Origin of the sequence: Cryptosporangium arvum DSM 44712, from assembly GCF_000585375.1 — a bacterium.
GTDB classification, from domain to species: domain Bacteria; phylum Actinomycetota; class Actinomycetes; order Mycobacteriales; family Cryptosporangiaceae; genus Cryptosporangium; species Cryptosporangium arvum.
Genome location: NZ_KK073874.1, coordinates 6,857,702 through 6,874,967, shown reverse-complemented (window position 1 = coordinate 6,874,967; position 17,266 = coordinate 6,857,702). Strand labels below are relative to the sequence as shown.

14 protein-coding genes are annotated in these 17,266 nt (G+C 71.1%); 8 read left to right on the top strand and 6 right to left on the bottom strand.

What is annotated here, in order from left to right:
* Positions 1–442: 442 nt before the first annotated feature.
* On the bottom strand, positions 443–1,711 hold the full coding sequence (locus CRYAR_RS31530) for a bifunctional pyridoxamine 5'-phosphate oxidase family protein/GNAT family N-acetyltransferase (RefSeq protein WP_035856904.1): 1,269 nt from the start codon (positions 1,709–1,711) through the stop codon (positions 443–445).
* Between the two features lie 35 nt (positions 1,712–1,746).
* Here CRYAR_RS31530 and CRYAR_RS31525 point away from each other — a divergent pair, with 35 nt between their 5' ends.
* The 5 genes from CRYAR_RS31525 (at position 1,747) to rny (ending at position 9,116) form a co-directional block, all read left to right on the top strand.
* Positions 1,747–3,066, top strand: coding sequence for an aminotransferase class I/II-fold pyridoxal phosphate-dependent enzyme (locus CRYAR_RS31525; protein WP_035856903.1), 1,320 nt, complete (start codon positions 1,747–1,749; stop codon positions 3,064–3,066).
* Between the two features lie 53 nt (positions 3,067–3,119).
* Positions 3,120–3,314 carry a DUF3046 domain-containing protein gene (locus tag CRYAR_RS31520; protein WP_035856902.1) on the top strand — a complete coding sequence of 65 codons (195 nt, stop codon included), beginning with the start codon at positions 3,120–3,122 and terminating at the stop codon, positions 3,312–3,314.
* Between the two features lie 207 nt (positions 3,315–3,521).
* Entirely contained in the window at positions 3,522–4,568 is a 1,047-nt protein-coding gene (gene recA, locus CRYAR_RS31515; protein WP_035856901.1) for a recombinase RecA, read from the top strand.
* A 464-nt stretch (positions 4,569–5,032) separates the two neighbouring features.
* On the top strand, positions 5,033–5,551 hold the full coding sequence (locus CRYAR_RS49215) for a regulatory protein RecX (protein ID WP_211247735.1): 519 nt from the start codon (positions 5,033–5,035) through the stop codon (positions 5,549–5,551).
* 1,810 nt (positions 5,552–7,361) lie between these two features.
* Positions 7,362–9,116, top strand: coding sequence for a ribonuclease Y (gene rny, locus CRYAR_RS31500; RefSeq protein WP_211247734.1), 1,755 nt, complete (start codon positions 7,362–7,364; stop codon positions 9,114–9,116).
* 41 nt (positions 9,117–9,157) lie between these two features.
* Here the strand turns inward: rny and CRYAR_RS31495 are convergent, their stop codons facing one another.
* The 4 genes from CRYAR_RS31495 to CRYAR_RS31480 all read right to left on the bottom strand — a co-directional run bounded on the left by CRYAR_RS31495 (position 9,158) and on the right by CRYAR_RS31480 (position 12,461).
* Positions 9,158–10,078, bottom strand: coding sequence for an amino acid ABC transporter permease (locus CRYAR_RS31495; RefSeq protein ID WP_051571193.1), 921 nt, complete (start codon positions 10,076–10,078; stop codon positions 9,158–9,160).
* The gene (locus CRYAR_RS31490; RefSeq protein WP_169745180.1) at positions 10,075–10,719 is read right to left on the bottom strand and encodes an ABC transporter permease subunit; all 645 of its coding nucleotides are present in this window, start codon (positions 10,717–10,719) and stop codon (positions 10,075–10,077) included. Before CRYAR_RS31490 ends, CRYAR_RS31495 begins: the two co-directional genes overlap by 4 nt.
* 73 nt (positions 10,720–10,792) lie before the next feature.
* Positions 10,793–11,668: a glutamate ABC transporter substrate-binding protein gene (locus tag CRYAR_RS31485; RefSeq protein WP_035856897.1), complete on the bottom strand. Its 876-nt coding sequence runs from the start codon at positions 11,666–11,668 to the stop codon at positions 10,793–10,795.
* Between the two features lie 34 nt (positions 11,669–11,702).
* Positions 11,703–12,461 carry an amino acid ABC transporter ATP-binding protein gene (locus CRYAR_RS31480; RefSeq protein ID WP_051571192.1) on the bottom strand — a complete coding sequence of 253 codons (759 nt, stop codon included), beginning with the start codon at positions 12,459–12,461 and terminating at the stop codon, positions 11,703–11,705.
* A 131-nt stretch (positions 12,462–12,592) separates the two neighbouring features.
* Here CRYAR_RS31480 and miaB point away from each other — a divergent pair, with 131 nt between their 5' ends.
* Genes miaB through CRYAR_RS31465 form a run of 3 tightly spaced genes read left to right on the top strand, consistent with a single transcriptional unit; the run spans position 12,593 to position 16,297 of the window.
* Entirely contained in the window at positions 12,593–14,089 is a 1,497-nt protein-coding gene (gene miaB, locus CRYAR_RS31475; protein ID WP_035856896.1) for a tRNA (N6-isopentenyl adenosine(37)-C2)-methylthiotransferase MiaB, read from the top strand.
* A 3-nt stretch (positions 14,090–14,092) separates the two neighbouring features.
* Positions 14,093–14,800, top strand: a complete 708-nt coding sequence (locus tag CRYAR_RS31470) for a response regulator transcription factor (protein WP_035856895.1) — start codon at positions 14,093–14,095, stop codon at positions 14,798–14,800.
* Positions 14,801–14,803: 3 nt separating this feature from the next.
* Positions 14,804–16,297, top strand: a complete 1,494-nt coding sequence (locus CRYAR_RS31465; protein ID WP_051571191.1) for a sensor histidine kinase — start codon at positions 14,804–14,806, stop codon at positions 16,295–16,297.
* On the opposite strand, the gene CRYAR_RS31460 is transcribed toward CRYAR_RS31465, so the two are convergent.
* Positions 16,276–17,247: a TAXI family TRAP transporter solute-binding subunit gene (locus CRYAR_RS31460; protein WP_051571190.1), complete on the bottom strand. Its 972-nt coding sequence runs from the start codon at positions 17,245–17,247 to the stop codon at positions 16,276–16,278. The two genes, CRYAR_RS31465 and CRYAR_RS31460, sit on opposite strands and share 22 nt — an antisense overlap.
* Between the last annotated feature and the right edge of the window lie 19 nt (positions 17,248–17,266).

Below are 17,266 nucleotides of genomic sequence, written 5' to 3'. Positions count from 1 at the left end.
AAGGAACCACCGCGGGGACGCGGTGATCGGTCGGCAACTGCTGACGATGTGACGCCGCCCTTCGGGGCCGCGCGGTTAAGCCGGTGAGCTGGTCGGATGGGGGTCCGGCTAGTACGACGGCGCTGGTTGGACCGGGAAGCATCGCATCGGCAGTCCCGTTCTTCCGCGGAGAGGGGACGCTGGGAGAAGCTGGGATGCCGAGCTCTGCCGCCTTCGGGCGCGGGGTTCAGTGGGAAGCACGGCCGTCCAGCGGCTGGGCGGCGGAATCGAGGGGGTTCCGTCGTCCAGCCGCGCCCTCCCCGCACGGGGGGCACGACACAGACATTCCGAGGCGGCCATCGGCGGGTGTGTGGGGCGCACCACCGATGGAGCGGCGCTTCGGCGAGCGGCGGTACCGAGTGACTCCCGTCCTCGGTACCGCCGCCAGTGTTTTCAGCTGCTTTCAGCCTTCGCTGATGCGGGTGAGCAGCCGCTCGCGGTGCGCCGGCCACTCCGGCGCGGTCATCCCGTAGATGACGGTGTCCCGCCAGGAGCCGTCCCGCCGCTTCCGGTGCCGCCGGTGCACCCCTTCCCGGAGTGCACCCAGCCGCTCGATCGCGCGCTGCGACCGGACGTTGCGGATATCGGTGTGCCAGGTGACCCGTTCCGCCCCCAGCGTCTCGAAGGCGTGCTCGAGCAACAGCACCTTGGCCTCGGTGTTGATCGCCGATCGCCACCATGCCCGGCCGAGGAACGTGTACCCGATCGCGAGCGACGGCCGGTCGGGCTCGATCTCGTAGTAAGAGGTACTGCCGACCGCGCGACCGCTGGCCCGGTCGATCTGCGCGAACGGCACCCGTACACCGCGGTCGGCGTCGGCCTGTGCGACCTCGACCAGCCGGCGCATCTGCTCGCGCGTGGCGGGAACGGGGTGCGGGATGTGCTCGTGCACCTCGGGATCGCTCGCGGTGGCGAGCAGGTCGTCGACGTGCTGCGGGCCGAGCGGCTCCAACCGGACGTACCGGCCTTCCAGCACCGGAGCACGAAACCAGGCGCTCTTCGGGCCGGCCGAGCCGGGGCGCCGGTAGGTCCTCAGGTACGGGGGCGTCTCGAAGCCCGGCAGGTCGGCCGATGCCACCGGCGCTTCCGGCACCATCCGTAGCGGCAGGAAACCGGCCCAGTAGGGAAGCGACAGGTCCTCCGGTTCGTCCTCGACGATCGCGCCGGGTACCAAGCGGTCCCCGATCTTCGCCGAGGCCTCGGCCAGCGGCAGCGCGAGCACCGCGGTCGCGGCCAGCTCCTTGGCGCTCGGCGCGCGACAGTCGGCCGCCCGACCGGCCGCGGCCTGCTCGAGCAGGGCGTCGAGCGCGCGCAGCTTCTCGTCGGGGTCGTGTACCGGGCGGGCCTGCCCGTGCACGATCACCGAGCGGTAGTCGACCGAGTGGTTGAACCCCGAGCGTGCGAACACCAGACCGTCGAGGAGCGTGACGGTGACGCACACCGGCACGCCGTCGTCGGCCTCGCGCAGCGGACGACTGCCGGTGGAACCGTGCAGGTAGAGCGTGTCACCGACCCGCGCGTGCAGGGTCGGGATCACACGCGGCGCCCCGTCGATCACGATGCCCAGGTGGGCGACGAGCGCCTCGTCGAGAATCGCGTTGATCGTGTCGGAGTCGTAGCGCGCACGGTCGGCGTACCGGGTGGGGACGGTGCGGAGACTGGGAGCGTCCATCGGGCCGCCTTTTGTTCTGGTACATACTTGACTTTGTGACGTCACAATATCGGATCACCGGCCGCGGAGCGGAAGAGATTTCCTCGGCTGTGGAAAGCGGGGTCCGGGAGGGCGAGCTGGCTCCCGGTTCCGCGCTGCCGCCGGTGCGCCGGCTGGCGTCCGAGTTGGGTGTCGCTCCCACCACCGTCGCCGCCGCGTACGCGATCCTGCGCCGCCGAGGCCTGGTGGAGACCGCCGGTCGGCGCGGCACCCGCATCCGGCCCCGCCCGGCCACCGCGCCGCGGTCGGCGGTCGCGATCGCGGTCCCGCCCGGTGCGCGCGACCTGTCCCACGGTGAGCCCGACCCCGCGCTTCTCCCGCCGTTGGCGCCGGTGCTGTCCCGGCTGGTACCGCAGCCGTACGGGTACGCCGACGACATGGTGCTGCCCACCGTCCGCGCGCTCGCCGTTCACCGGCTGGAGTCCGACGGCGTGCCGGTCGAGGCGCTCACGCTGTGCCACGGTGCGCTGGACGCGATCGAGCGCTCGCTCGTCACCCGGGTGCGCCCCGGCGACAAGGTCGCGGTGGAGGACCCCGCGTGGGCGAACCTGCTCGACCTGCTCGCCGCGCTGGGTGTGGAGCCGGTGGGCGTCGCAGTGGACGAGGAAGGGCCGCTGCCGTCGGCCGTCGCCGCCGCGGTCCGGCGCGGGGTCACCGCGATGGTGGTCACCAGCCGCGCCCACAATCCCACCGGGGGAGCGATCAGCGGATCGCGGGCCGTCGAGCTGCGCGCGGAGCTGGCCGGGAGCGACGTGCTGGTCATCGAGGACGACCACGCCGCCGAGCTGGCCGGTGTCCCGCTCGCGCCGCTGGCCGGCGCCACACCGCACTGGGTGCTGGTGCGCTCGCTGAGCAAGCCGTACGGCCCCGATCTGCGCTGCGCCCTGCTCGCCGGTGACCCCGCGACGGTGGCCAGGGTCGACGGCCGCCGGCGGCTGGGGCCGGGCTGGGTCAGCCGGCTGACCCAGCAGATCGTGGCCGGGCTCTGGCAGGACCCGGCGGTCGACGCCGTGATCGCGCGCGCCGCGAGCGAGTACGACGCTCGTCGCGGGGCGTTGCTCGGCGCACTGCGGTCCGCCGGCGTGAGCGCGACCGGCCGTACCGGCCTGAACGTCTGGGTGCCGGTCGCCGACGAGACCGCGGCGGTGACAGCGCTGCGTGACGGGGGAATCGTGGTCGCGCCCGGCTCGCGCTACCGGGTGGACACCGGGCCCGGAATCCGCATCACCGCCAGCGCCTTGCCGGTCGCCGACGCGGCGGGGGTGGCCTCGGCCGTGGCGTCGGCGGTCACCGCCCGGCTGGCGCCCCACCGCTGAGGCACTGTGGGCGATCCGCCGGGTACCCGTCCGGTGCGGGTAGCCTGGCCGCCGTGCGGCTCACGGAATTCTGGCAGCGGATGGACGCCGCCTTCGGTCCCATTTACTCCCGGTCGGTCGCGTCGGACCAGGTCCTCGCCACCCTCGGCGGGCGGACCGTCGAACAGGCCCTGGCCCAGGGCGAGGACGCGAAGTGGGTGTGGCGTGCGGTGCACGCCGCGTTCGAGCTCCCGGCCACGCAGCGCTGACTTTCACTCTGCGTACTCACGCCGACACGCCTGTGGAAGGTGTTGCGCAATCGAACATAAGTTCGGTTAGCATGGCTCTACGCGCATCGTCACCGTCCACCGGAGTGCTGGTGTCCACAGATTCGCGCCGCAGCGCGAAACTGTCGTACCCAGCCTCTAGCGTCAGCCGCGATGAAAACTTCCCGACGACTTCCCAAGGCGGCAGCCATGCCAGCAGCACCTGACCGCGACAAGGCGCTCGAGGTAGCGCTAGCCCAGATCGACAAGCAGTTCGGCAAGGGCTCCGTCATGCGCCTCGGCGAGGACAACCGCCCGCCGATCGCCTCGATCCCCACCGGCTCGATCGCCCTCGACGTGGCCCTCGGCATCGGTGGCCTGCCGCGGGGCCGTGTCATCGAGATCTACGGTCCGGAGTCCTCCGGTAAGACCACCGTGGCCTTGCACGCGGTCGCCAACGCGCAGGCCGCGGGCGGTATCGCCGCGTTCATCGACGCCGAGCACGCGCTCGACCCGGTGTACGCCAAGGCGCTCGGCGTCGACACCGATGCGCTGCTGGTCTCCCAGCCCGACACCGGTGAGCAGGCGCTCGAGATCGCCGACATGCTGGTCCGCTCGGGCGCGCTCGACATCCTGGTGATCGACTCGGTGGCGGCTCTCGTGCCCCGCGCCGAGATCGAGGGCGAGATGGGTGACAGCCACGTCGGCCTCCAGGCCCGGCTGATGAGCCAGGCGCTGCGGAAGATGACCGGTGCGCTCAGCAACTCCGGTACCTCCGCGATCTTCATCAACCAGCTGCGCGAGAAGATCGGCGTCATGTTCGGCTCGCCGGAGACCACCACCGGTGGTAAGGCGCTGAAGTTCTACGCGTCGGTCCGGCTGGACGTCCGTCGCATCGAGACGCTCAAGGACGGCTCGGACGCGGTGGGTAACCGCACCCGCGTCAAGGTCGTGAAGAACAAGGTCTCGCCGCCGTTCAAGCAGGCCGAGTTCGACATCGTCTACGGCCACGGCATCAGCCGTGAAGGTTCGCTCATCGACGTCGGTGTGGACCAGGCGCTGATCCGCAAGTCGGGCGCTTGGTACACGTACGAGGGCGACCAGCTCGGGCAGGGCAAGGAGAACGTCCGCAAGTTCCTGGTCGACAACCCCGATCTCGCGGACGAGATCGAGAAGAAGATCAAGGAGAAGCTCGGCATCGGCGCCCTGCCGGCGGTCGACGTCAACGGGGTCGCACCGGCTCCGGTCGACTTCTGAGCACCGACCGGCCCCGGGCCGGTAACGACCCCGCCGGAGACACTCCGGCGGGCACCGCACCGGCCCCGGGCGGTGGCTCCGACGCCGCCCGGTCCCACCCGGCGGCCGATCGTGCGGCGATCGCCCGGGCGGCGCTGGAGGAAGCCGAGCGCCTCGCGCGCTCCCGCCCTTCCTCCGACCCGGCTCCGGCCCCGGCCTCCGGTCGGCGGCGCATCGGCCGTGCGGGGGACGGCAGTTCTGGGGACGGCGGCTCCGGGGATGAGGGTTTCTCGGAGCTTGCGTCCGGTGCGCGTGGCCGGGGTTCGCGGCGCGGGAGCGCTGGTCCGGGATCGCGGCGGGGGAGTACGGGGTGGGGTTCGCGGCGGGGCGGAAACCATCGGCGGGGCGAGGGCTCCGAGGGGCGTGACGAGGCGCCGGAACGGACGGACGGTGACGACGGCGGAGGTCCGGCCGACGACATCCCGATGGCCAACCCCGAGCAGGTGGCCCGGAACATCTGTCTGCGGCTGCTGACCGGACGGCCCCGCACCCGGGCCGAACTCGCCGCGGCGCTCGCCAAGCGGAACGTCCCGGTCGAGGCGGCCGACGCGGTGCTCGACCGGTTCGGCGAGGTCGGCCTGATCGACGACGCCGCCTTCGCGCGGGCCTGGGTCGAGACCCGCCAGCGCGGGCGCGGGCTCGGCCGCAGCGCGCTCGCCGGTGAGCTGCGCAAAAAGGGCGTTGATCGGGAGGTCGTGCAGGAAGCACTCGAGACCGTCGATGCCGGCGACGACCTCGCGGCGGCTCAGCGACTGGTCGAGAAGAAGCTCCCGAGCACTCGCGGGCTTCCACCCGACAAGCGGGCCCGCCGGCTGGTCGGAATGCTCGCGCGGCGTGGTCATCCCGCCGGTGTGGCCTACCGGGTCGTGCGTGAGGCGCTCGCGGCGGAGGGTGCCGACCCCGATCTGACGGGCGTGCCCGACCCGACGCTCACCGACGACTGAGCGGCGATTCGTCCCCAGATCTGGTCACTCAAAGTGGTCGGGCCTTGACCTCTCGTCGAGAGTGAGGCCGATGAACGTTCCTTGACCGGCCGGTAACCTCCACATAGCCTCACGGGTACTGAGATCGAGCCCGTGTACGTGACATCTCCTGATACGCACCTGCGATACCCATAACTCCACGAAGCGTGCTTCGTGCTGAATGTGCTGACTGAGTTCGTCGAGGTTCGGTGGTCCCTCTGCGGGCTGGCCGTGTCCTCAGAGGCTGAACGGCCCTGCGGGGTCCGATCGCGCTCTGTCGTGCTTTCAGCCGCCGGCCGTTCTTCGTTCGTTCGGGCTGCGCTGAGGCGTGTCCCGTACTTCGGGCTCGGGTGAGTGCCCCCGCACGAGGACGGCCCGGTCTCCGGACTGCTCCCCGCTGCGGCCGTGCGCCGGGACGAGAGGGGCCATGATGTCGGGAGCCGCGTTCGTCGGTTTCGCCGTGGTCGTTCTGCTGGTGGCGGTGGTGATCGCCGTCGTGACAGCGCTCGTCGTCCTCCGCGTACTGACGCCCCGGCTCCGGGCCCCTGCCCTGCTCCCGCCCGCCCCCGAAGGCGTCCCCGCCCCCGAAGGCGTCCCCGCCCCCGAAGGCGTCCCCGCCCCCGAAGGCGTCCCCGCCCCTGCCCAGGGTGGTGACGCCCATACTCCGGCGCGCAGCATTGGTACCTCCGCCTCGGCCCGCGAGGATGGGGCTTCCGTTCCAGCCCGTGAGGATGGGGCTTCCGCTTCGGTCCGTGAGGGTGGGGATTCCGCCCCGGTCCGTGAGGATGGTGACTCCGCCGCGGCCCGTGGGAACGGTGACTCCACCTCGGTCTCCGCCGAAGGTGCCCCCGCCCTGGTCCCGGGCCGCGGGGAGGGCGCCTCCGCCTCGGGCCATGGGGACGAGGCCTCTGCTTTGGCCCGTGGGGACGATGCCTCCGCCTTGGCCCGTGGAGATGGGGCCTCTGCCCAGCCCAGTGGGGATGGTGTCTTCGTGCAGGGTGGTGCCCGCGCTGAAGTCGCCTCGGCCCCGGCCGCCGAGAGTGTGGCCCCCGCCCACGTCGGTGACAAAAGCGCCCCTGCTCAAGTTGCCTCTGCCCAAGCCCGCGCGGACAGTGCTCCTGCTCAAGCCCGCGCGAACCGTGCTTCCGCTCCGGTGCGTGGGGACGGTGCCCGTGCGCGGGACGAGGATGGTTTCGGGGCGATGAGGGGCGTGCCTGCTGCGGGCACTCCCACCCAGTGCGACGGCACCGACGCCGGATCCCCGGCCGCCGATCCGACCGCCACCGGAAGCTCGGCACTCCTCGCGAGTGCGACGAGTGCCCACCCACCTGCCTCGCGCGCCGATGCGACCGGCCCCGCCGGTGTTGCTGACCCGGCCCGGGCGGATACCGCCGATTTCCCAGTCACTTCCAGCGCCACGCGCGTGACCGGCGGATCTGGCTCCCCGCCCGCGACCCCCACCGATTACGCCCCCGCGAACGGCACCACCCCGCCACCCGGAATTCCGCCCGCGGGCGACTCTGCCCCCGGACCCGCAGGCGCCATCGGCTCCGCGCGCGAGGACGCCACCGGCTCCGCCTCTGAGGACGCCACCAGCTCCGCCTCTGCGGGCGCCACCGGCTCCGCCTCTGCGGGCGCCACCGGGTCTGCGCGAGAGCACACCACGGACTCCGCGTGGGGAGGCGTCACGAGCTCTGCCGCGGAAGTCGTCATGAGCTCTGCCGGGGACGGCATCACAGGCTCTGCCCGGGAAGGCGCTACCGGCTCCGCGGCTACGGGCGCCACTGGCTCGGTGCGGGCGGGTGCCATCGACTCTGAGCGAGAGGACCCGACCGGCTCCGCACCTGCCAGCACCAGTGGCTTCGCAGCTTCGGGCGCTGCTGTTCCCGCCCAGGGGCACACCCCCGACCCGGCCCGCGAATACACCGTCGGCTCGGAGGCCGCTAGCGGCACCACCCACGGCACCGCCACCCCACCCTCCCGGCAACTCGTCGCCCCCCGCCAAGCACCCGACCACCGCGAAACCCACCCCGACCACCGCGAAACCCACTCGCAAACCCACCCCGACCTCACCACCGCCCACACCCAAGCTCGCCGCGTCCTCGAGGCGGCTCACGAAGAGGCCATCGAACTCGTCGCTCGCGCTCGGCGGCGGGCTGCGCGGGAAGCGGAAGAACTCCTCGCCGACGCCCGGCGCGGGGCCGAGCGGGACGTCGCCAACCTCCAGGCCGACGCCACTGCTCGGCGGGACGAGGCGCAGCGCCGGGAGACGCGCGTCGCCGAACGCGAGGAGCGCGCCCACCAGACCGAGAACCGCCTCACCGAGCGCGAGACCGAGCTCGCCGCGCTGGCCGACGAACTCGCGGCCAAGAACCAGGAGCTGACGCGGGCCGCCGCCGAGCGTCGGGCGGAGCTCGAACGGATCGCCGGGCTGTCCAGCGACGCGGCCAAGGCCGAGCTCGTCCACGAGGTCGAAACCCAGGCCAAGCGGGAAGCCGCGATCCTCGTGCGCGACATCGAGGCCGAGGCCCGCGCGAAGGGCGAGGAGCGGGCCAAGCGCATCGTCGTCGACGCGATCCAGCGGGTGGCGGGCGAACAGACCGCGGAGAGCGTGGTCAGCGTCCTGCACCTGCCCGGCGACGACATGAAGGGCCGGATCATCGGCCGCGAGGGGCGCAACATCCGCGCGTTCGAAGCGGTCACCGGTGTCAACGTGATCATCGACGACACCCCGGAAGCCGTCCTGCTCTCGTGCTTCGACCCGGTCCGGCGGGAGGTGGGGCGGTTGACGCTCGAGAAGCTGGTGCTCGACGGGCGGATCCATCCGCAGCGCATCGAGGAGATCTACGAGCGCAGCAAGGAGCAGGTCGAGCAGCTCTGCGTGCGGGCCGGCGAGGAGGCTCTCGTCCAGGTCGGGATCGCCGACATGCACCCCGATCTGATCGCCACGCTCGGTCGGCTGCGTTACCGCACGTCGTACGGGCAGAACGTGCTGAAGCACCTGATCGAGACCGCGCACATCGCCAGCCACATGGCTGCCGAGCTCCGGCTGGACGTGGCGCTGGTCAAGCGGTCGGCGTTCCTGCACGACATCGGCAAGGCGCTCACCCACGAGGTGGAGGGCAGCCACGCGGTGATCGGCGCCGATCTGGCCCGCCGGCTCGGGGAGAGCGACGAGGTCGTGCACGCGATCGAGGCCCACCACGACGAGGTGCCGCCGCGAACGCTCGAAGCGGTGTTGACGCAGGCTTCGGACGCCTGCTCGGGCGGACGCCCCGGGGCCCGCCGGGAGAGCCTGGAGACCTACGTGAAGCGGCTCGAGCGCATCGAGGAGATCGCGGCCGGCCTGCCCGGCGTGGAGAAGGTGTTCGCGATGCAGGCCGGGCGCGAGGTGCGGGTGATGGTCGCGCCGGACCAGGTCGACGACCTCGCAGCCCAGGTGCTCGCGCGTGACGTCGCCAAGCAGATCGAGGACGAGCTGACCTACCCCGGCCAGATCCGCGTCACCGTGGTGCGCGAATCACGCGCGACCGGCGTCGCCCGCTGAACGAACGGCCCTCCCCGCTGCGCGGCGGGGAGGGCCCGGGATCAGATCGTGGCCGCGCCGCCGCCACCCATCGACGCGCCCTGGTCGGCCTCCATCACCGGCGCCGCCGAGCGCGAGCCCTTCCGCGACAACCGCCGCTCCAGCCACGTCGCGAACCACGACAGCAGCAGGCACGTCGCCACGTAGATCGCCCCGCCCACGATCACCAGCGGGATCAGCGGGTACTCGAACTGCGGGGCGGTGGCCAGCTGCTTGAGCTGCTTCAGCAACTCGTCGTACGTCACCAGGAACCCGAGCGCGGTGTCCTTGAGCAGTACCACGAGCTGGCTGATGATCGCCGGCAACATCGCCCGCACGGCCTGCGGCACGAGCACCGACATCATCACCTGGGTCTTGCGCATGCCCAGCGCGTACGCGGCCTCCGACTGCCCGCGCGGCACCGACGCGATGCCCGCCCGGAACAGCTCCGCGAACACCGAGCCGTTGTAGAGCGTCAGACCGAGGACGACGGCCCACAACGGCGAGACGCGCAGGCCCAGCGACGGCGTCCCGTAGTAGAACAGGAACATCAGGAGGACCAGCGGCACTGCGCGGAAGATCTCCACGAACCAGAACGACGGCGCCCGCAGCCAGGCGTGGTCGGACACGCGCGCGGCCGCCAGCCCGATGCCCAGCAGCAGCGCCAGCACCGCCGCGATCCCGGCCGCCTTCAACGTGTTGAGGAAGCCCTCGAGGATCGTGATCTGCGGCTGCTTGTACGCGAAGATCTCCCACTTCGTCCCGGAGAACTGCCCGGTCTCGTTGAAGCGGTAGACGACGTAGAACAGCCCGCCCAGGATCACCAGCGACCCGACGGCACCGATCAGCAGGTTCCGTCGCCGCGCCCGCGGCCCGGGCACGTCGAACAGCACCGACGTCGTCGGAGTACGCGGTTTACGCCGCGCCGGAGCAACAAGAGTCACCGCGCCACACTCCACCGACGCTCGAGGTTGCGCTGCACGGCCGACAGCGGCAGCACGAGGATGAGGAAGCCGACGACGACCCACAGCAGGCCGCTCAGCGCGGGATAGCCCAGCTCGGAGAGGTTGGCCCGGATCGAACCGGCCTCGGCGACGCTGAACCCGGCGGCGATCGTCGTGTTCTTCAAGAGCGCGATCAGGATCGACGCCAGCGGCGGCACGACCGCCCGGAACGCCTGCGGCAGGATCACGAACCGCAACGTCTGGGCGAACGTCAGCCCGACGGCCCGCGCCGCCTCGGCCTGACCGGCCGGCACCGTGTTGATGCCGGCCCGCACGGCCTCGCACACGAACGCCGACGTGTACGCCGACAGCGCGATCACCGCGAACGTCGTGAAGGAGAAGTTGATCTCCAGGTACGGAAAGCCGAACGCGACGAAGAAGAACACGAGCGTCAGCGGGGTGTTGCGCAGGAAGGTCACGTAGCCGGTGCCGAACCAGCGCAGCGCCGGGACCGGCGATACGCGGAACGCCCCGAGGATCGTGCCGACGATCAACGCGAGCAGCCCGGACAGGACGAACAGGACAACGGTGTTCCAGAACGCCTTACCGAACAGCGACCAGTTGTCGGTCAGCGTGGGCAGGAAGTCACTCATCGGTCTCCCGGTAAAGAGGGGGGCCGTCTCGGCAACCGAGACGGCCCCACCAAGAAACGGATTAGTACCGCTCGATCGCCGGCGGCGACGCCTTCGAACCCGACTTACCGAGCGTGGCGTCGTAGATCTTCTGCCACTCGCCGTCCTTCGCGGACGCCTCGATGATGTCGTTGACCTTGTCGCGCAGGGCCTTGTCGTCCTTGTTCAGGCCGACGCCGTACTTCTCCTCGGAGAACGGCTTGCCGACGACCTTCAGCTTCTCCGGCTGCTGCGCCGCGTAGCCGAGCAGGATCGCGTCGTCGGTGGTCACCGCGTCGGCCTGCTTGTTGAGGACCGCGTCGACGCACTGCGAGTACTTCTCGAACTCGACGGTCTTCGCGTCCTTGTGCTCGTCCTTGATCCGCTGGATCGAGGTCGAACCGGTGGCCGAGCAGACCGTCTTGCCCTTCAGCGTCTCCGGGCCGGTGATCGTCGAGTCGTCCTTGCGCACGAGCAGGTCCTGACCGGCGATGTAGTACGGGCCGGCGAACGAGATCTGCGTCTTGCGCTTGTCGGTGATCGAGTACGTACCGACGTAGTAGTCGATGTCGCCGTTCACGATCGCCTGCTCGCGGTTCGCGGACGGGATCGCCTTGAACGTGACCTTGTCGTCGCCGTAGCCGAGCTTGGCGGCGATCAGCTTCGCCATCGAGATGTCGAAGCCGGAGTACTCGTTCGTCGTCGGGTCCTTGTAGCCGAGGTTCGGCTGGTCTTCCTTGACCCCGATGACCACGGAGCCGCGGGCCTTGATCGCGTCGAACGTCTTCGAGCCCGACACGGCGACGGCGCTCTCGACCGACGAGGTCGGCGCGTCGTTGCCGCTGTCGCCTTCTTTGCCGCACGCGGTGAGCGCGAGGGCGCCGGCGATCGCCAGTACGGCGAGCTTCCGGAGCTTCATGTGCTGTCCTCCAGGGGATCCGTCGGTAGGCGGGTCAGTGAGTGAGGATTTTGGAGAGGAAGTCCTTGGCCCGGTCGGACGTCGGGTTGGTGAAGAACGTGTCCGGTTCGGCCGCCTCGACGATCTGGCCGTCGGCCATGAACACGACCCGGTCGGCCGCGCGGCGAGCGAAGCCCATCTCGTGCGTGACGACGACCATCGTCATGCCCTCCCGCGCCAGCGAGGTCATGACGTCGAGCACCTCGTTGACCATCTCGGGGTCGAGCGCCGAGGTCGGCTCGTCGAACAGCATCACCTTCGGACGCATCGCGAGCGCGCGGGCGATCGCCACCCGCTGCTGCTGGCCGCCGGAGAGCTGAGCCGGGTACTTGTCGGCCTGGCTGGCGATACCGACGCGCTCCAGCAGCTCCATCGCGTGCTTGCGGGCGGCGTCGCCGGACTCCTTGCGGACCTTGGTCGGCCCGAGCATGACGTTCTGGACGATCGTCTTGTGCGCGAACAGGTTGAACGACTGGAAGACCATGCCGACGTCCGCGCGCAGCCGGGCCAGGTCCTTTCCTTCGGCCGGCAGCGCCGTGCCGTCGATCCGGATCTCGCCGTCCTCGATCGGCTCGAGCCGGTTGATCGCGCGGCACAGCGTCGACTTGCCGGACCCGGACGGCCCGACCACGACGACGACTTCGCCCCGACCGATGTTCAGGTTGATGTCCCGCAGAACGTGCAGGTCGCCGAAGTACTTGTTCACACCTTCGACGGCTACCAGGGGAGTATCGGTGGTCGGCTGATCCGGCATCGGGCTCCTCAAGTCAGCACAAGGGGATCTCGCGTAGTGCCGAACCCTATGCGACCTGACTACCGCGTTTGAGGCCTGAGCGATCACGGACGAGTAACGAGCAACGCCCAGGCCGTAGGCTGTGACCTGTTATGAGCGCCCCGACTGAAGCGGCAGCACGCACCTACTCGGTGCGCACCTTCGGCTGCCAGATGAACGTCCATGACTCCGAGCGCCTCTCCGGGCTGCTGGAGGCGTCCGGATACCGCCCGGCCGAGCCCGGCACCGACCCCGACGTCGTCGTGCTGAACACCTGCGCCGTGCGCGAGAACGCCGACAACAAGCTCTACGGCAACCTCGGCCACCTGGCGTCGGTCAAACGACACAAGGAAGGCATGCAGATCGCCGTCGGCGGCTGCCTGGCCCAGAAGGACCGCGGCAGGATCGTCGAGAAGGCCCCCTGGGTCGACGTCGTCTTCGGCACCCACAACCTGGGGTCGCTGCCGGTGCTGCTGGAACGCGCCCGGCACAACGCCGAGGCCCAGGTGGAGATCAAGGAGTCGCTGGAGGCGTTCCCCTCCACGCTGCCGGCCCGGCGCGATTCGGCCTACTCCGGCTGGGTGTCGATCTCGGTCGGGTGCAACAACACCTGCACGTTCTGCATCGTGCCGTCGCTGCGCGGCAAGGAGACCGACCGGCGTCCCGAGGACATCCTGGCCGAGGTGCGCGCGCTGGTCGCCGAGGGTGTGCTGGAGGTGACGCTGCTCGGGCAGAACGTCAACTCCTACGGCGCCGAGTTCGGCGACCGCTCCGCGTTCGCGAACCTGCTCCGCGCCTGCGGCGAGATCGAGGGCCTCGAGCGCGTCCGGTTCACGTCCCCGCACCCCAAGGACTTCACCGACGACGTCATCGACGCGATGGCCACCACGCCGAACGTCTGCCACCAACTGCACATGCCACTGCAGAGCGGTTCCGACGCGGTGCTGAAGGCGATGCGCCGCTCGTACCGTTCGGAGCGTTACCTCGGCATCCTCGAGCGGGTCCGGGCCGCGATGCCCGACGCTGCGATCACGACCGACATCATCGTCGGCTTCCCCGGCGAGACCGAGGCGGACTTCCAGGCGACGCTCGACGTGGTGGCCGCGGCCCGCTTCTCGCAGGCGTTCACCTTCCAGTACTCCCAGCGCCCCGGCACCCCGGCGGCCACCATGCCCGACCAGCTGCCCAAGAAGGTCGTGCAGGAGCGCTACGAGCGGCTGATCGCGCTGCAGGAAGACATCTCCTGGGACGAGAACAAGAAGCTCGTCGGCCGTGAGGTGGAGTTGCTCGTCGCCACCGGGGAGGGCCGCAAGGACTCCGGGACGGGCCGGATGAGCGGTCGCGCCCGCGACGGCCGGTTGGTGCACTTCGCCGGCGACCCGAGCGTGGTCCGCCCGGGCGACATCGTGACGACGACCGTCACGTACGCCGCTCCGCACCACGCGATCGCCGAGGGGCCGATCCACTCCCACCGCCGCACCCGCGCCGGCGACAACGTCGAAGCCGGCCGGCTGAATCCGACCACGGGACGGGCCAAGACCAGCGGCGTCGGGCTCGGCATGCCGACGCTCGGCCCGCCCGCCGCGCTTCCCGCCCCGGTCTGCGGCTAGCCCGTGCGAGTACTCCTGATCGAGGACGACGACCGGGTCGCCGGCGCGCTGTCGGTGAACCTCACCCGGCAGCAGATGGACGTCGACCGGGTGGGCAGTGCCCAGCGGGCGCTGGAGCGGTTACGCACCGGCGCCCGCCACGACGTCGTCCTGCTCGACCTCGGATTACCCGACCTGGACGGGCTCGCGCTCTGCAAGCGGATCCGGGAGCTCTGCGACGTCCCGGTCATCATGGTCACCGCGCGCACCGACATGTCGACGCGGCTGCACGGCCTGCACGTCGGCGCCGACGACTACGTCACCAAGCCGTTCGACCCGCGGGAACTGGTGGCGCGCATCCACGCGGTCACCCGCCGGGCCGCCCGCGCGGTGCCGGAGCTCCCGATCGAGGACGCCCCCGCGTCCGCGGCGCCCACCACCACGATCGCCGGCCCCGGTGGCGTCGAACTGGACGTGGAACGGCGGGAAGTCACCGTGGACGGGGCGCCGGTCGCGCTGACCCGCAAGGAGTTCAATCTGCTCGCGATGCTGGCGCGCCAGCCCGGCATCGTCTTCACCCGGTCGCGGATCCTCGCCGAGGTCTGGGATTCGGCCTGGATCGGCAACCAGCGGACGCTCGAGGTGCACGTCGCCGCGGTCCGGGCGAAACTCGGCGTCGCCGGCATCATCGAGACCGTGCGTGGGGTCGGCTACCGCTATCCGGCCGGCTGACCCATGCGGGCCCGCCTGTTCGTACTCCTGCTGACGCTCATCGCGCTCGTCGTCGTCGCGTTGCTGACGCCGCTGGCGACGAACTACGCCACGAACGCCCAGCGTCAGGTGTACATCGACCGGCTGCAGGACACGAACCGGTTCGCGCTGCTGCTCCGGGACGGCACGGGCACCTCGGAGCTCTCCGCCCTGCGCGACGAGATCGAGCGCTACCACGACGTCTACGGCATCCCGACGGTCGTCCTGGACGGGCACCGCCAGGTGATGCTCAGCTCGGGTCCGGTCGACATCGACGACCCGACGGTCAGCGACCGGATCGACACCGCGCTCTCCGGGCGCAGCACCGAGGAGATGTCGATCTGGCCCTGGCAGGACCATCCGCTGGTCGTGGCGGTGCCCTTCCTGGCCGGCGAGGGCGCCGGGGTCGCCGGCGTCGTCGTCACGGTGTCGCCCACCGACGCGCTGCGCACCCGCGTCGGCACGGTCTGGATCGTGCTGGCCGCGCTGAGCCTCGGCGCGGTCGCGCTGTTCGTCGCGGTCGCCGACGCGCTGGCCACCTGGGTGCTGCGTCCGGTGAGCAGCCTCGACGCCGCCGCGCACGCGATCACCTCCGGTGACCTGGAGTCGCGGGCCCCGGTCGGCACCGGGCCACCGGAGCTACGCCGGCTGGCCCGGTCGTTCAACGAGATGGCCGCCACCGTGAGCGGCGCGCTCGACGCCCAGCGCGCGTTCGTCGCCGAAGCGTCCCACCAGATGCGCAACCCGCTGACCGCGCTGCTGCTGCGGATCGGCAACCTCGCCGACGCGGTCGCCGACGAGAACGCCGGCGATCTGCCCGACCGGGCGAAGGCCGAGTACGACGAGGCCATGCGCGAAGGCCAGCGGTTGCAGCGCGTGCTGGAGGAGCTGCTCGCGCTGGCCCGCGCCGAACGTCACCTGGGGGCGGTGCGCCGCGTCGACGTCGGTCAGGTCCTCGACGAGCGGCTGTTGTCCTGGCGGGTGCGGGCGGACCTACGGGGCCAGATCCTGGTGCGGTCCGGGGTGGCCACCGCCGACGCGCTCGTCGACCCCGAGTCGCTGGGCCGGGTGCTCGACGAGTTGCTCGACAATGCCAGCCGCTACGCCGGCGACGACGGCGTCATCGTGGCCGCGCTCCGGGCGGGCGCGGGTTCACCGGGCGCTGTGCGGCTGTCGATCTCCGACGACGGCGACGGCCTCCCGATCACCGAGCTCGACAAGGTCGCCGGCCGTTTCTGGCGCAGCCCCACCCATGCGAACATCCCCGGCACCGGCCTCGGCCTGAGCATCGTCACGTCGCTGCTGCAGACGTTCGGCGGCCGCCTGGAGGTCGGCACCGGTCCCCAGGGCGGCTTGTCGGTCACCTGTGTGCTGCCGAGCCCACCGTCGCCGGCAGCCCCCGAACTGCCCGCCGCGGACGCTCCGGAGCCGCCGGCCGCGGGCGAGCCGGCCGCCGCTCAGGGTTTGATCGAGCGGTAGTAACGGATCGCGCCGGGATGGAGCGGGATCGAGGCCGTGCTGATCGCTGAGCGGACGTCGAGCACCCGGCCGCTCGGCACCGCCTCGGCGATGCGCCGACGGTGCGCGAACAACGCCGACGTGAGCCGGAAGACCAGGTCGTCGTCCAGCTTGAGGCTCGCGAGCAGGTAACTCGGCACCGCCGCGGTGCGGGTGTCGCTCACACCCGCATAGGTGCCCGCCGGAACCGTGGCGAGTTGGTAGAACGACCCGTATTGGCGGTGCAGCTCCTCGACGTACCGGTCGAGCGGCAGCAGCCGGATCGGGAGTGTGCCGGCCAGCTCGGCCAGCGCCTGGGTCGGCAGGCCACCGACCCAGAAGAACGCGTCGAGCGTGCCGTTCTTCAGCTGCCGGGCGGACTCGCTGACGCCGTAGCTGCGGCGCAGGATGTCGTTCGCGTGGCCCATGCCGGCCGCGTCCAGCAGCCGCTGGGCGGTGATCTCGACCGACGAGCCCTCCGCCCCGACCGACACCCGTTTGCCGCGGAGGTCCGACAGCGCCAGCACCGTCGAATCGCGTCGCACGACGACCTGGACGTACTCGTCGTAGACCCGGGCGATCGCGCGGATCCGCCCGGGTGGGGCACCGGCCTTCCGCTCCAGCGCCGGCACCTTGAACGCGGTGTCCGCGGAGATGAACGCCAGGTCGGCCCGGCCGGCGGCGACCCGGCCGAGGTTGTCGACCGACCCGCTGCTGTTGTCGACGCGGACGGTCACGTCGGGCAATTCGTCGCGGAGGACGTCCTGAAGGGCCAGCCCGTACGCCTCGTAGACGCCCCCCGCACCGCCGGTGCTGATCCGGATCCCACCCGACGGGTACTGGACCGGATCACACACCGGCTCGCGGCACCCACGTAACGCGACCATCCCGACCGCGGCGATGGCCAGTGCCACCACCGTGACCAGCAGCACCCAGCGTCGTCGCCGGGTC